The sequence below is a fragment of the Streptomyces endocoffeicus genome (assembly GCF_016741935.1).
Classification (GTDB): domain Bacteria; phylum Actinomycetota; class Actinomycetes; order Streptomycetales; family Streptomycetaceae; genus Streptomyces; species Streptomyces endocoffeicus.
This window is the reverse complement of sequence record NZ_JAERRG010000010.1, coordinates 290,746-304,694: the sequence shown is the minus strand read 5'-3', so window position 1 is coordinate 304,694 and position 13,949 is coordinate 290,746. Positions and strand designations below refer to the sequence as shown.

Annotated in this window: 15 protein-coding genes; 9 read left to right on the top strand and 6 right to left on the bottom strand. The window is 70.0% G+C overall.

Going from position 1 to position 13,949, the window contains the following annotated elements:
* Positions 1–41 precede the first annotated feature (41 nt).
* Complete coding sequence (gene tyrS, locus JK364_RS25725; RefSeq protein ID WP_201853624.1) at positions 42–1,457, top strand: tyrosine--tRNA ligase; 1,416 nt, start codon at positions 42–44, stop codon at positions 1,455–1,457.
* A 149-nt stretch (positions 1,458–1,606) separates the two neighbouring features.
* On the opposite strand, the gene JK364_RS25720 is transcribed toward tyrS, so the two are convergent.
* Positions 1,607–1,891, bottom strand: coding sequence for a GlsB/YeaQ/YmgE family stress response membrane protein (locus JK364_RS25720; RefSeq protein WP_201853622.1), 285 nt, complete (start codon positions 1,889–1,891; stop codon positions 1,607–1,609).
* 216 nt (positions 1,892–2,107) lie between these two features.
* Between JK364_RS25720 and JK364_RS25715 the strand changes: the two genes are divergently transcribed.
* Positions 2,108–2,497: a DUF3099 domain-containing protein gene (locus JK364_RS25715; protein WP_201853699.1), complete on the top strand. Its 390-nt coding sequence runs from the start codon at positions 2,108–2,110 to the stop codon at positions 2,495–2,497.
* Between the two features lie 193 nt (positions 2,498–2,690).
* A complete protein-coding gene (locus JK364_RS25710) occupies positions 2,691–2,930 on the top strand; it encodes a hypothetical protein (protein ID WP_201853620.1) in 240 nt (79 codons plus the stop codon).
* Here the strand turns inward: JK364_RS25710 and moaA are convergent, their stop codons facing one another.
* The 3 genes from moaA to JK364_RS25695 form a co-directional block, all read right to left on the bottom strand.
* Complete coding sequence (gene moaA, locus JK364_RS25705) at positions 2,931–3,920, bottom strand: GTP 3',8-cyclase MoaA (RefSeq protein WP_201853618.1); 990 nt, start codon at positions 3,918–3,920, stop codon at positions 2,931–2,933.
* Positions 3,921–4,022: 102 nt separating this feature from the next.
* Entirely contained in the window at positions 4,023–5,642 is a 1,620-nt protein-coding gene (locus tag JK364_RS25700) for a monocarboxylic acid transporter (protein ID WP_044577384.1), read from the bottom strand.
* Positions 5,639–5,995, bottom strand: a complete 357-nt coding sequence (locus JK364_RS25695) for a DUF485 domain-containing protein (RefSeq protein ID WP_051572843.1) — start codon at positions 5,993–5,995, stop codon at positions 5,639–5,641. Before JK364_RS25695 ends, JK364_RS25700 begins: the two co-directional genes overlap by 4 nt.
* Positions 5,996–6,637: 642 nt before the next feature.
* Between JK364_RS25695 and JK364_RS25690 the strand changes: the two genes are divergently transcribed.
* Complete coding sequence (locus tag JK364_RS25690; protein ID WP_230992454.1) at positions 6,638–8,170, top strand: S8 family peptidase; 1,533 nt, start codon at positions 6,638–6,640, stop codon at positions 8,168–8,170.
* A gap of 64 nt (positions 8,171–8,234) precedes the next feature.
* Positions 8,235–8,783, top strand: coding sequence for a hypothetical protein (locus JK364_RS25685; RefSeq protein WP_230992453.1), 549 nt, complete (start codon positions 8,235–8,237; stop codon positions 8,781–8,783).
* Between the two features lie 121 nt (positions 8,784–8,904).
* Here JK364_RS25685 and JK364_RS25680 read toward each other — a convergent pair whose 3' ends face one another.
* Both JK364_RS25680 and JK364_RS25675 read right to left on the bottom strand, forming a co-directional pair.
* Positions 8,905–9,573: a lysoplasmalogenase gene (locus JK364_RS25680; protein WP_307841381.1), complete on the bottom strand. Its 669-nt coding sequence runs from the start codon at positions 9,571–9,573 to the stop codon at positions 8,905–8,907.
* On the bottom strand, positions 9,570–10,517 hold the full coding sequence (locus JK364_RS25675; protein WP_201853616.1) for a sterol desaturase family protein: 948 nt from the start codon (positions 10,515–10,517) through the stop codon (positions 9,570–9,572). Before JK364_RS25675 ends, JK364_RS25680 begins: the two co-directional genes overlap by 4 nt.
* Positions 10,518–10,667: 150 nt before the next feature.
* Between JK364_RS25675 and JK364_RS25670 the strand changes: the two genes are divergently transcribed.
* The 4 genes from JK364_RS25670 (at position 10,668) to JK364_RS25655 (ending at position 13,927) form a co-directional block, all read left to right on the top strand.
* On the top strand, positions 10,668–11,570 hold the full coding sequence (locus tag JK364_RS25670) for a hypothetical protein (RefSeq protein ID WP_201853614.1): 903 nt from the start codon (positions 10,668–10,670) through the stop codon (positions 11,568–11,570).
* A gap of 186 nt (positions 11,571–11,756) precedes the next feature.
* Positions 11,757–12,743: a DEDDh family exonuclease gene (locus JK364_RS25665; RefSeq protein ID WP_044577378.1), complete on the top strand. Its 987-nt coding sequence runs from the start codon at positions 11,757–11,759 to the stop codon at positions 12,741–12,743.
* A gap of 63 nt (positions 12,744–12,806) precedes the next feature.
* On the top strand, positions 12,807–13,040 hold the full coding sequence (locus tag JK364_RS25660) for a metallothionein (RefSeq protein ID WP_201853613.1): 234 nt from the start codon (positions 12,807–12,809) through the stop codon (positions 13,038–13,040).
* A 77-nt stretch (positions 13,041–13,117) separates the two neighbouring features.
* Complete coding sequence (locus JK364_RS25655) at positions 13,118–13,927, top strand: SURF1 family cytochrome oxidase biogenesis protein (RefSeq protein WP_201853611.1); 810 nt, start codon at positions 13,118–13,120, stop codon at positions 13,925–13,927.
* Positions 13,928–13,949: the final 22 nt, after the last annotated feature.

Sequence of the window (13,949 nt, the reverse complement as noted above, 5' to 3'; positions counted from 1 at the left end):
CGGATCCATCCATATCCGTTTCGTCTATCACCAGGAACGCCATGACACGCCTCGGCGAATCCGTCGCCCGCGCCAGCGAGCTCCTCAGCCAGGACCTCTCCTCCGACAAGACCGTCGAGCGGCTGCTCGAGGAGACGGGCTCGCGGCGCTATATCGACCTGACGGATCTGTCGCCGACGGAGCAGGCCGAGCTGATCGCGTCCCGTACGGTCGAGATCCTGCCCGGTGTGGCGGAGCTGGCCAAGCGGATCGAGGAGCGCCGCGGCGCCGGCCAGGGCCTGGCGATCAAGCTGGGCATCGACCCGACGGCCGCCGATGTGCACCTCGGCCATGTGGTCCCGATGATCATCCTCAACCGCTTCCAGCGCATGGGGCATGACGTCACACTGCTGATCGGCGACTTCACGGCCAAGATCGGCGACCCGTCGGGCCGTACGGCGGAGCGCCCGCCGCTGACCGACGAGGACATCGCCCGGAACCTCGCGGGCTACCAGGACCAGGTCCGGCCGTTCTTCGACTTCGAGAAGGTCAACTTCCGGCAGAACAGCGAGTGGCTGGCGCCGTACACCTTCCCGGAGCTGCTGGGGCTGCTCTCCCAGGTGCCGGTCTCCCAGCTGCTGCAGCGCGAGGACTTCCGCAACCGGCTGGCGGCGGGCTCCGGGCTGACCATGTCCGAGCTGCTCTACCCGATCGCGCAGGCCCTCGACTCGGTGGCCCTGGAGTGCGATGTGGAGCTGGGCGGTGCGGATCAGCTGCTCAATCTGCAGATGGGCCGCAAGCTGATGGAGCTGCGCGGGCAGCGGCCGCAGCTGGTGGTCACGATGCCGCTGATCGAGGGCACGGACGGCACCGGCGCCAAGATGTCCAAGTCCAAGGGCAACTATGTGGCGCTCTCCGCGACCGCCGACGATGTCTTCGGCAAGATCATGTCGATTCCGGACCGGCTGATGAAGCCGTACCTGGAGGCATGGACCGAGTGGACGGACACCGAGATCGCCGCCTCGATCGCCCGGGTCGAGGAGCGGTCGCTGCACCCGATGGATCTGAAGAAGGTCCTGGCGGGCGAGGTGGTGGCGGCGCTGTACGGCCTCGAGAAGGCGATGGCGGCCCGTGCGGGCTTCGTCGCCCAGTTCTCCAAGAAGAGCTTCACCGACGTCGAGACGCCGGTGGTCGACGCCGAGGAACACGGCACCGAGTCCATCGCGACCGTGCTGAGCAAGGTGCTGGAGTTCCAGCCCAGCGCCTCGGCCGCCCGCCGGGTGGCCAAGCAGAACGGTCTGCGGCTGGTGATCGAGACCGAGGGCGGCCAGGAGTCGGTGGTGCTGCCCGAGGCCCAGGCGGTGCGCCCGCTGGCCGAGGTGGTCGCGGAGACGCTGGCGTCCGCCGGGCTCACGGGGGCCTCCGGCGCGGTCTACCTCAAGGCCGGGCGGAAGATCGCCCAGGTGCGCGGGGTGTAGTCCAGCCCCCGGCCCACAGCCGTAAGGGGGCGGCGGCCGGTGCGCGTCCACCACGCGCACCGGCCGCCGCCGTCGTACCAGCCGTCGCATCGGCCGCCGTCGTACCGGCCGCCGCCGTCGCGCACCGGATCACACCGCCGCCGCGCCCCTCAGGTCGTACTACGTCTGCGTCCGCCACCGCGGATGGAGTGCCACAGCGGGGTGCCCATGGCCACGATCGCCACCGCAAACCCCAGCTGCAGCAGATGCCGGATCCAGTCGAAGCCGCCGGTGGTCCTGACCCCGATCCAGCCGGCCACCGCGTTCCCCAGCATGCCGCCGAGGATGCCGTAGACGCAGGTCAGCCACAGCGGAATGGCCTGTTTGCCGGGCAGGATCGCCCTGGCGATCACACCCAGGATCAGGCCCACGACGATCGCCCATAGCCAGTTCATGTCGCCTCCCTGACACGCGGCGAGGGGATGCACATCCCTCCCAGTGTTCGACCACTTCGGGTACGGCGCACGCCGGAGAGCCGATACGCCCTCTGGCGTAGCCGGAGACGGCACCCATCAGGGTGCCCCGGTCTCGAACCGACAGCAGGCGCGGCGTAACGTTGAGTACGTCCCAGAGCGGGGTAAGCCCGCTCGGTGATCAGGTGGTGGAACGTGATGCGGAAGCACGGCGATGCGGAGGTCTTCCGAATCACCGGAGCGCGACAGGGGCTGGCCGACGACGTACGCGGCCGGCAGCGCCGCTATGTGATCTCGATGTCGGTCCGGACCCTCGCGGTCGTGCTGGCGGCGGTGTTGTGGAACGTGGAGCGCCATGTGGCGATCGTGGCTCTGGTGCTCGGCGCGGTGCTGCCCTACATCGCGGTCGTGATAGCCAACGCGGGCCGGGAGAACGTCACTTCGCTGCCCACCACCTTCATCCCGACCCCGCCCCGTCCGATGCTGATCGCCGGGCGCGGAGAGGAGCCGAGCGATCCCGATGGGGCGGAATCCGTCCCGGAGGACGTCGGACATATCAGCGAGCCTGGACGCGGTGAGCGTGGCTGACCTGCCACGTTTCCGTAAGCTCAAGAAAACCTCAGATCAATAGTGCAGTACCGGTGCACCGGGCCCCATCCCTCGTGACATACTGCGTACGCGCTCCGCATCCCCCGTCGGAGCGACGGACCGACGCCGGGCGGCTCCCCCCGTGGCTGCCCGGCGTCGTCATGTCCGGCGCGCTTTTCGTAGAGTCTGCGGTGTGAACACCCGTGAGACCGCCGCCGAGACCGACACCGTGATCTGCTCCGCCAAGGGCTGCCACGCCCCCGCCGTATGGGTGCTGGCCTGGAACAACCCCAAGATCCACACCCCGGAGCGGCGCAAGACCTGGCTCGCCTGCGAGGAACACCGCGAATATCTCTCGGAGTTCCTCGGAGTGCGGGGCTTCCTCAAGGACGTGGTGACGCTGGAGGAATGGTCGGCCACCGAAGACCAGTGATCAGCCGCCGATCGCCGACATCGGCCGGTCCGGCTGGAGGAACGACGGGTCATCGAGCCCGGATCCGGCCTTCTTGCCCCACATCGCCAGCCGCCACAGCCGCGCGATCTCCTCGTCCGGGGCGCCGGAGCGCAGCGCTCCGCGCAGATCGGACTCCTCGCGCGCGAAGAGGCAGGTGCGCACCTGCCCGTCGGCGGTCAGCCGGGTGCGGTCGCAGGCGCGGCAGAACGGGCGGGTGACCGAGGCGATGACGCCGACCCGGGCCGGGCCGCCGTCGACCAGCCAGCGCTCGGCGGGCGCGGAGCCGCGCTCGTCCTCGCCCTCGGCGGTGAGGGCGAAGCGGGTGCGGAGACTGGTCAGGATGTCCCCGGCGGTGATCATGCCGTCGCGCTTCCAGCCGTGCTGCGCATCGAGCGGCATTTGCTCGATGAAGCGCAGCTCATAGCCGTTTTCCAGGGCCCAGGCGAGCAGCTCTGGCGCCTCGTCGTCGTTGAGCCCCGGCATCAGCACGGCGTTGACCTTCACCGGGGTCAGCCCGGCGGTGTGCGCCGCGTCGAGGCCGCGCAGCACATCGCCATGGCGCTTGCGCCGGGTGATGGCCTGGAACACCTCCGGACGCAGGGTGTCGAGCGAGACATTGACCCGGTCCAGGCCCGCGTCGCGCAGGGCCTGGGCGGTGCGCTCCAAACCGATGCCGTTGGTGGTCAGCGACATCCGGGGGCGCGGGTCGAGGCCCGCGCAGCGCTCCACGATGCCGACCAGACCGGGGCGCAGCAGTGGCTCACCGCCGGTGAAGCGGACCTCGGTGACCCCGAGCTCGGTGACGGCGATCCGGATCAGCCGGACTATCTCGTCGTCGGTGAGCAGATCCGGTTTGGCGAGCCACTGCAGGCCCTCTTCGGGCATGCAGTAGGTGCAGCGCAGATTGCAGCGGTCGGTCAGGGAGACACGCAGGTCGGTGGCTACGCGACCATAGGTGTCGATCAACATGGTGGCGGCCCCTCCACGGTTGGTGTGCGTGCACTGCTCAATTGTCTCGCAGCGTACGTGACAGGTGTGACATGGAGGGGCCGCGCGGGTGGGAGTGACCGCTCAGTGGGCTCCGTGCCCGGTGAGCGAGCGCACCTCCAGCTCGGCGTACTTCTCCTTGTCGGGCTGTTCCTTGGAGACGACGGTGCCCAGCCAACCGAGCAGGAAGCCCAGCGGGATGGAGATCAGTCCCGGGTTCTCCAGCGGGAACCAGTGGAAGTCCACGTCCGGGAACATCGAGGTCTCCTTGCCCGAGACGACGGGCGAGAAGAGCACCAGGAAGACCGAGGAGATCAGTCCGCCGTAGATGGACCACAGCGCGCCCTGGGTGGTGAAGCGTTTCCAGAACAGGCTGTAGAGGATGGTCGGCAGGTTGGCGGACGCGGCGACCGCGAAGGCCAGTGCCACGAGTCCGGCGACGTTGAGATCTCGTGCGAAGACGCCGAGGACGACGGCGACGGTGCCGATGCCGACGGTGGCCCAGCGCGCCGCCGAGATCTCCTCCTTCTGCGTCGCCTCGCCCTTGCGGATCACGTTGGCGTACAGGTCGTGGGCGAAGGAGGACGAGGAGGCGAGGGTGAGTCCGGCGACCACGGCGAGGATCGTCGCGAACGCCACCGCGGAGATCACCGCGAGCAGGATGGCGCCGCCCGTGGAGTCCGGTCCGCCGCCGATCTCCTCGGCGAGCAGCGGGGCGGCGGTATTGCCCGATTTGTTGGAGGCGATGATGTCGTCGTGCTTGAGCAGCGCGGCGGCGCCGAAGCCCAGCGCGATGGTCATCAGGTAGAAGAGGCCGATGATGCCGATGGCCCAGTTGACCGAGTTACGGGCGGCCCGCGCCGTGGGCACGGTGTAGAACCGGATGAGGATGTGGGGCAGGCCCGCGGTGCCCAGGACCAGGGCGATGCCGAGCGAGATGAAGTCCAGCTTGGTGGTGGCGTTGACCCCGTACTTCAGCCCCGGCTCCAGGAACGACTCTCCGATGCCGCTGTTCTTGGCCGCCTCGCCCAGCAGGTCGGAGATGTTGAAGTTGAACTTCAGCAGCACCAGGAAGGTGATCAGCAGCGTGCCCGCGATCAGCAGCACGGCCTTGACCATCTGCACCCAGGTGGTGCCCTTCATGCCGCCGATGGTGACGTAGAGCATCATCACGACGCCGACGAGGACGACGATGAGGATCTTCCCGGCCTCGCTGGTGATGCCCAGCAGCAGGGAGACCAGCACCCCCGCGCCCGCCATCTGCGCCAGCAGGTAGAAGATCGAGACGACGATGGTGGAGACGCCCGCGGCGGTGCGCACCGGGCGCTGGCGCATCCGGTAGGCGAGCACGTCGCCCATCGTGTAGCGGCCGGAGTTGCGCAGCGGCTCGGCGACCAGCAGCAGGGCCACCAGCCAGGCGACGAGGAAGCCGATCGAGTACAGGAAGCCGTCGTAGCCGGAGAGCGCGATGGCGCCGGCGATGCCGAGGAAGGACGCGGCGGACATGTAGTCGCCGGAGATGGCCAGGCCGTTCTGGAAGCCGGTGAACTGGCGGCCGCCGGCATAGAAGTCGGTGGCGTCCTTGGTCTGCCGGCCCGCCCAGACGGTGATGACCAGGGTCGCCACGACGAAGACCGAGAAGAGCGTGACGATCAGCGGCCGGTTGTCCGAGGCGCTCTCGGCAGCGAGCAGATAGGTACTCATGAGCGCTCCTCCAGGCGGGACTTAATGGCCTGGGCGCGCGGGTCCAGCTTGGCGGCGGCGTGCCGGGAGTACCACCAGGCGATGAGGAAGGTGGTCAGGAACTGGGCGAGCCCGAACACCAGGGCCACGTTGATGTGGCCCACGACCTTGGTGCCCATGAAGCCGTCCGCGTAGTTGGACAGCAGCACGTAGAGCAGGTACCAGCTGACGAACGCGATGGTGAGCGGAAAGGCGAACGAGCGGTGGGCACCGCGCAGTTCGCCGAACTCCGCGCTCGCTTGCACCTCGGCGTAGGCAGAACGGTCAAGTTGCCGCTGATCGTCGGGGCGATCGTTGGCCGGTGCGGTATCCACGGTCTCTCCTGGTGAGTGGGTCCGACGGGAATGCGGCGGCGAGTGATCCAGATCACGCATGGTAGGGCGGCGCGGACCCGTACGACAGAGGCCGGTTGATTGAAAGACGGATAAGAATTCGGGGGAGGGATCGGCTCCGGGTACTGTGGCGGGTTTTCTTCCGGAATGCATTGATGTCCGACCTTGATCAGCGATAGCTTCCTTCGTCATGTACCCGCCCAGCCGCGGACGGCGTTCGGGCGGCCCGTAAGGATGAAGTGGAGACCCCATGGCTCATCTGAGATCGGCTCCTCCAAGACCCGGACGGCGGGTTTTTGACGGCCCGTCGGCTTCGCACCACCCCCTCACCACTCCCCGCCGCCGCTGCCCCGGTTCCGCGGCGTCCCGGGGCATCGAGGCGGCGCGCGGGAGCCGCGCCACGAGGGCGCGCACATTCGCTTGTGCGGATGACCCCGGCCGGACCGCCGCCGTTGACGCGGCCCGCCGGACCGCCGCCCGCGCCCGGGGGCTCCACGTCCCCCGAGTGGCGCGCTGAGCGCGCGTCCGCGCCCCCGGTCCGGAACGCTGACCATCCAGCCCGGTCCGCCCGCCCAGAGCCTTCTCAGCCACCTCGAGAGAACCGTCGAGAGAACCGGAGTACCCATGACGCCGCGCCGCACCTCCCTGCCGCTGCGCACCGCCGCGATACCCGCCGCCATGGCGCTCACCACCGCGCTGGCCTTCCTGCCCACCACCGCCACCGCGCTCGGACGGGACGGCCACGCCGCCGCGGCCACCACGGCCGACGGTCCGTCCCTGAGCTATGTCGTCAACACCCGCACGGGGCAGGACCCGTCCCGGATCCGCAAGGCCATCGCCCAGGCCGGCGGCACGGTCGTCGTGTCCTACGACCGGATCGGCGTCATCGTCGTCCACTCCGCCAACCCGGACTTCGCCAAGACCGTCCGTAAGGTGCGCGGTGTCACCTCCGCCGGGAACACCCGCACCGCCCCGCTGCCCGCCCAGTCCACCGACGACATCGACACGCCGAAGCTGCTGAGCGAGAAGCAGCGGCAGGCGGTGGCGGCGAAGGCGAAGGCCGGGCAGGACCCGCTGGAGCCGCTGCAGTGGGATCTGCCGGCGATCAAGGCGGACAAGGCGCATGAGAAGAGCCTGGGCAGCCGTAAGGTCACCGTCGGGGTCATCGACACCGGTGTGGACGACACCCACCCCGATCTGGCCCCGAACTTCGACCGTAAGGCGTCCGTCAACTGTGTGACGGGCAAGCCGGACACCGCCGACGGCGCCTGGCGGCCGAGCGCCGAGGAGTCCCCGCACGGCACGCATGTGGCGGGTGAGATCGCCGCCGCGAAGAACGGCATCGGCGTCACCGGCGTGGCACCGGGCGTCAAGGTCTCCGGGATCAAGGTGTCCACGACGGGCGGGTTCTTCTACACCGAGGCGGTCGTCTGCGGTTTCATCTGGGCCGCCGAGCACGGCGTGGACGTCACCAACAACAGCTATTACACCGACCCGTGGTACTTCAACTGCACCACCGACCCGGACCAGAAGGCCCTGGTCGAGGCGGTGCGCCGGGCCTCGTCGTACGCCGAGCGCCGGGGCGTGGTCAATGTGGCCGCGGCGGGCAACGAGAACTACGACCTGACCTCGGACACCATCACCGACCCCTCCAGCCCCAACGACACCACCCCCGGTGACCGGGAGGTGGACCCGAGCGTCTGCCTGGACATCCCGACCCAGCTGCCGGGCGTCGTCACGGTCGCCTCGACCGGCGCCAAGGGGCTCAAGTCCTCGTTCTCCAACTACGGCCTGGGGGTCATCGACATCGCGGCCCCCGGCGGCGACAGCACCATCTACCAGAAGCCCGAGCCCCCGGCCACCAGCGGCCTGATCTACAACACGCTGCCGGGCGGGCAGTACGGCTACATGGCGGGCACGTCGATGGCCTCGCCGCATGTGGCCGGTGTCGCGGCGCTCATCAAGAGCACTCATCCGCACGCCTCCCCCTGGCAGGTGAAGGCGCTGCTCAAGGCCGAGGCCGATGACCTGGCCTGCCCGACGCCGTACGACATCGACGGCGACGGCACGGTCGACGCGGTGTGCGAGGGCGGCAAGCGGTACAACGGCTTCTACGGCGCCGGGCTCGCGGACGCCCTGGACGCCGTCGAGAAGTGACCCGCTGACACAATGCACGGGCCGCCGGGGCGGAGCAGCCGCCCGGCGGCCCGTGTGTGTTCCCATGAAGCCGCGAGAGGACCCCGTTCCCGTGCACCACGACGACTCCTGGGGACCGCTGCCCCCGCGGCCGGCCTTCTCGCTGCTGATCCGGTTCGTGCTGACCGTGCTGCTGCTGCCGCTGTGGTGGGTGCTGATCGTGGTGATCTTCCTCTGCTTCCTCGCCTTCGGGCTCGTGGCCGAGATCCTTACGGTGATCCCCGGGTTCGAGAAGGGGTTCCTCGGCCTGATCGACAAGTTCGGGGACAGCGTGCAGGTGTGGCCCGCCTGGTGTGTGACGCTCCCGGAGCTGCGGCACGAGGGCGACGCGGCCTTCTACCGGGCCCGGGTCGACAAGCGCATCGCGGCCTGGACCGCCAAGGAACTGGCCGCCCAGAAGGCGAAGAAGGCCCCGCCGCCGGGCCCGCACGACATCCCCGTACGCGAGTACCGCGGGGTGGGCGCGGGCTATGTGGTCGAGGCAGCCCGCGCCCGGGACTGGGAGCTGAGCCATGACCGCCACTCGGACCCGCTGCGCGTGGTCCGGCTCAGGCGGCTGCCGGTCATGGACTGACGGGGGTCACGGCCTTACGGGCGCCACGGGCTGACGGGGTCACGGCCGTACGGACGCCACGGGCTGACGGGTGTCGCTGCCTTACGGGCGTCACGACTTACGCGTCACGGCCTTACGGACGTCACGGGCTGACGAGCGCCCGTTCCGGCGCGGGGCGCGGGATCGTGTCGCGCGTCGCCCCCGCCGCCAGCAGCCACTGGGCGGCTATGTAGGTGGCCATGATCCAGAACTGGGGCACCGGCGGTCGTGGCCAGTCAGCGAGCCCGGCCGCGATCAGGGTGTCGGAGAGCATGAACAGCGCCCCGCCGAGCCCGGTCCACACACCCGCCCGGAGCGCGGCCAGCGCCATGACCGTCAACAGCAGGCTGTAGCCCGCGACAGGAAGCCGCAGATGCGGGGCGAGACCGGGCCACAGCAGCGCCACCGTGCCCAGCCACGCGGCCCCGTACCCGACGGCCGCCCAGGGCCGCGTACGGCGCCGCCCGGCGCGGGCGAACAGCGCCAGATAGCAGAGGTGCCCGGCGGCGAAGCAGCCCATTCCGGCCAGGAACGCGGTCTCGCCGCCGATCTGCAGCAGCACATCGCCCCCGCAGCCGCACAGCAGCGCGGCCGGGAGCGGCCACGGCCCGCCGCGCGCCACGGCCCATACGGCGAGCACGGGCATCAGGGCGGGCTTGGTGAGGTGGACGACGGTGGTGGCGTCCATGAGCAGGGCGCCCAGGTGAACGGCGGTCAGCAGCGCGAAGAGGGCCTGAAGGACCGTCGTCGCGCGCCCTGCGGCGGCCGTCACCGCACGCTCTCGCCGACCGGCTCCGGCCGCCCGGCCTCCGGACCCGTCTTCGGAGAACCGGCGTCCGGACCGGTCTTCGGGGAACCGGCCTCCGGGAGACCCGCCTCCAAGACCGTCGCGGGCTGCCAGCCCGGTCCCCGGAAGACCCGGCCCGCCCGCTCGCGCCAGTCCCGCGCCGCCGCGATGTCGCGGGCGATGGCCGCGTACTCGTGCGTGGCCACGCGCAGCGGGTTGTAGGTGTCGATGTTCTTCGTCAGGCCGTAGACGGGCCGCTCGGTCTCGGGGACGAAGGACCCGAAGAGCCGGTCCCAGACGATGAGGATGCCCCCGAAGTTGCGGTCCAGATAGCCGCCTTGGGAGGCGTGGTGGACGCGGTGGTGCGAGGGGGTGTTGAAAAGGAACTCGATGGGGCGCGGCAGGGTGCCGATCCGCTCGGTGTGGATCCAGAACTGGTAGACGAGGTTCACCGACGAGCAGAACGCCACCGCCGCCGGATGCACCCCGAGCGCGATCATCGGCACGTAGAACGGCCAGACGGTCCAGGTGGTCCACGGCTGCCGCAGGGCGGTGGTGAAGTTGAACTTGCGGCTGGAGTGGTGCACCACATGGCACGCCCACAGAATGCGGATGACATGGTGCCCGCGGTGCGACCAGTAGTAGAAGAAGTCCTGGGCGAGCAGCATCAGCGGCAGCGTCCACCACACCACCGGCACGCGCAGTGGGGTGAGTTCGTAGATGGCGGCATAGATCGCCACAATCGGGATCTTCCACAGCAGATCGAAGACCAGGCTGCCGAGCCCCATGGTGACGCTGGTCGCGGCGTCCTTCGCCGCGTAGCCCTCGGCGTCGTCGTCGGGGTGGAAGCGGTAGCTCACCATCTCCACGACGGCGAGCAGGACAAAGGCCGGTATCGACCACATCACGGCATTGGGCAGGTGCGGCATGTCCGCAACATAGAACCGCCCGTAAGGCCGCCGCTAGGGGTAGTTACCAACAAGTATGGTAGATGCGGCGTCAACAACAGGTCCCGCCTCGGACGGCATGACCGATGGCGGCATGACCGATGGCGGCATGGCCGATTAAGCTCCCTGCCTGTGCGCAGAGCCAGAGAACGGTTCCGGATCGGTGGCATAGCCTTCGCCTGCCTGCTGTCGGCGCTCACCACGGGGTGCTCCTCCGGGCCGGGCGGCGATGACTCCGCCTCAGCCCTGATGGACGCGGTGGGGCACATCTCGACCGCGGGCGCGCAGGGGGCCCAGGTCTCCTATCTCGATGCCGCCCGGGTGCGGTCCCTGGAGAAGGGCGGCTCCCAGCGGTTCCGCGCCGTCGGCCAGGCGGGCAGTCCGCTGCTGACGGGGTACCGCTTCAACGCCCATGCCTATGGCCTCGATCCGGCCATGATCGACACCGATGTGACCAATGGATACGCCGGGCGCTGGCAGGGCTCCTTCGACGCCGGCCGCGTCACCGCCAAGCTCAAGGCGGGCGGATTCGCCCGGCGCGCCTGGCACGGCGAGACGGTCTGGGCGAAGGACGGGATCACCCTCCAGGTCGCCAAGGACGAGATCTCGTTCGGCTACGCCGGTAAGGACCTGTCGGCGGTGCGCCCGGCCAAGGGCAAGTCCGTGGCGGACGACCCGGACTACCGGGCGCTGGGCGACTGCCTGGGCGATGTCTACCGCGTCGACTTCGGCGGGAGGAACCCCAAGGACCCGGTGCGCCTCTCGGCCACCGGACAGCTGGCGAAATCCGCGAAGCAGACATCCGGGGTCATCTGCGCCCTCACCGATGGCAAACGGACCGCCGAACGGGCCGCCGAACGCCTGAAGTCCGTCATCCATCAGCGGGCCCCGCGCTTCGACGGCGCCAAGGTGACGGTTCTCACCGGGGATTCGCCCGGGGTGAAGGTGACGGTGCCCGACCGCCCGGGCGACAAGCGCGCCGGCCGCCTCCTCATCAGCGACATCGATCTGCAGCTGGCCCTGTCCAGGCTCTGACCCCGCCGCGTCCGGGCTCTGACCCGCCGGGTACCGGTTCTGACCCGCCGGGTACCGGTTCTGACCCGCCGGGTACCGGTTCTGACCCGCCGCCCGGGCCCGACGCCCCGTCAACCCCCGGGCGGCGGACGTCCCGACCGGCCCGCCGGTCAGGGTTGTCGGTGACGGCCCGTATCCTCATTGACCATGCTCGAAGACCCCACGGCAGCCGCCCCGCACCTCGCCCCGCCGTCCTCCTGGCCGGCCACCTATCCGCAGGGGTACGCGGTCGTCGACGTGGAGACCACCGGCCTCGCCCGCGACGACCGGATCGTCTCCGCGGCGGTCTATCAGCTCGACGCCCGGGGCGCGGTGCAGGACCACTGGTACACGCTGGTCAATCCGCAGCGCGATCCGGGCCCGGTGTGGATCCACGGCCTGACCGAGGAGATGCTCGCGGGCGCCCCGCGCTTCCCCGAGATCGCCGCGGAGCTCTCCGAGCGCCTGGCCGACCGCGTCCTGGTCGCGCACAACGCCGCCTTCGACTGGTCGATGCTCGCCCGCGAGTACGCCCGCACCCGCGGCGCCGCGCCCGTACGGCAGCGGCTGTGCACCATCGCCCTCTCCAAGGAGCTGGGCCTGCCGCTGCCCAACCACAAGCTGGAGACCCTCGCCGCGCACTACGGAGTGGTCCAGCGGCGCGCCCACCACGCCCTGGACGACGCGCGGGTGCTCGCCGAGACCTTCCGGCCCAGCCTCCACCGGGCCGCCGAGACCGGGCTGCGGCTGCCGCTGCTGGCCTGCCAGCCGCTCACCGAGTGGTCCGAAGGACCGGCCATCGGCCGCCAGCGGTCGTACCAGCAGACCTGGCGCCCCAGCCGTAAGCGCCCCGCCTGCCCCTACCCCAACCCCGGGCGCTACGAGCCGGGCGGGCAGCTGGTCCAGGGCATGCGGGTGGCGTTCTCCGGGGACACCTCCGTGGACCGCGAGCTGCTGGAGGACCGGGCCATCGAGGCCGGGCTGCACGTGGCCACCAGCGTCTCCCGGCTCACCAGCGTGCTGGTCACCAACGATCCCGAGTCGCCCACGTCCAAGACCACCAAGGCCCGCTCCTTCGGCACACCCGTGATCGACGAGGCGGCCTTCATGCAGCTCCTCCAGGACGTCACCCCCGCGCCGCCGACAAACAGGTGAAGTCGGCGCGACGCGCCCGCCCGCCGCTCGCCCGCCACCGCGCGGCCCCGCACGCTGAGGCGCATGGCACGTTGTGAGGTCTGCGGAAACGACTACCGGATGACATTCGAAGTGCACGCACAGGGCAATGTGCACGTCTTCGACTGTTTCCAGTGCGCCATCCACCGCATGGCGCCCATTTGCGAGCACTGCCGGGCCCAGATCATCGGGCAGGGCGTGGAGGCCGACGGCCACTTCTACTGCTGTGCGCACTGCGCGCGGGCGGAAGGGAAGGTGGGCATCGTCGACCATGTGTGAACCCGGCCACCTGCGTGGATTGTCCTGGGGCGCCCCCAGCGGCCGAGGGACAATCCACGCCGAGTAGGGTCAACGATGTGTACCGCTTCCTGTTGACCCGGCAGTGGGTGATCCTCACACTCGTGGCCCTGGCCCTGATCCCGACGATGATCAGGCTGGGTTTCTGGCAGCTGCACCGCCATGAACACCGGGTCGCGCAGAACCAGCTGATCGGGGACAACCTCGACGCCCCGGCCGTGGCCGTCGAGAAGTTCACCGCCCCCGGCCGTACGGTCCCCCGCGACGACACCTGGCGCACGGTGACCGCCACCGGCACCTATGACACCGCCCATGAGGTCGTCGTCCGCCAGCGCACCGGCTCCGACGAGCAGTCCATCGGCTACTTCGTGCTCACCCCCATGCTGCTCCGGGACGACCGCGCGGTGCTGGTCAACCGGGGCTGGATCCCGGCGGGCACGGACCTCACCAAGTTCCCCAGGGTCCCCGCCGCCCCCTCCGGCAAGGTCACCGTCACCGGCCGGCTGAAGGCCGACGAGACCACCGGCAACAGCGGTATCAAGGACAAGCAGGGGCTGCCACCCCGCCAGGTCTCGCTGATCAACAGCGAGCAGCAGGCGAAGGCGCTGTCCCGGCCCGTCCTCGGCGGCTACATCGAGCTCACCTCGTCCTCCCCCAAGGGCGGCAAGCAGCCCCAGCCGGTGGCCGCGCCCAACCACAGCGACATCGGCCCGCATATGGCGTACGCCGTCCAGTGGTGGCTGTTCTCCGCCGGTGTGCCCATCGGCTGGTTCGTACTGGCCCGCCGCGAGCGCCGGGACCGCGTCGCCGAGGCCGCGAAGGCGGCGGCCACACCGGAGAAGGTCCCCGCCACGGCCGCGGCGGACTGAGCGCTCCGCTGGAAGCGCCCTG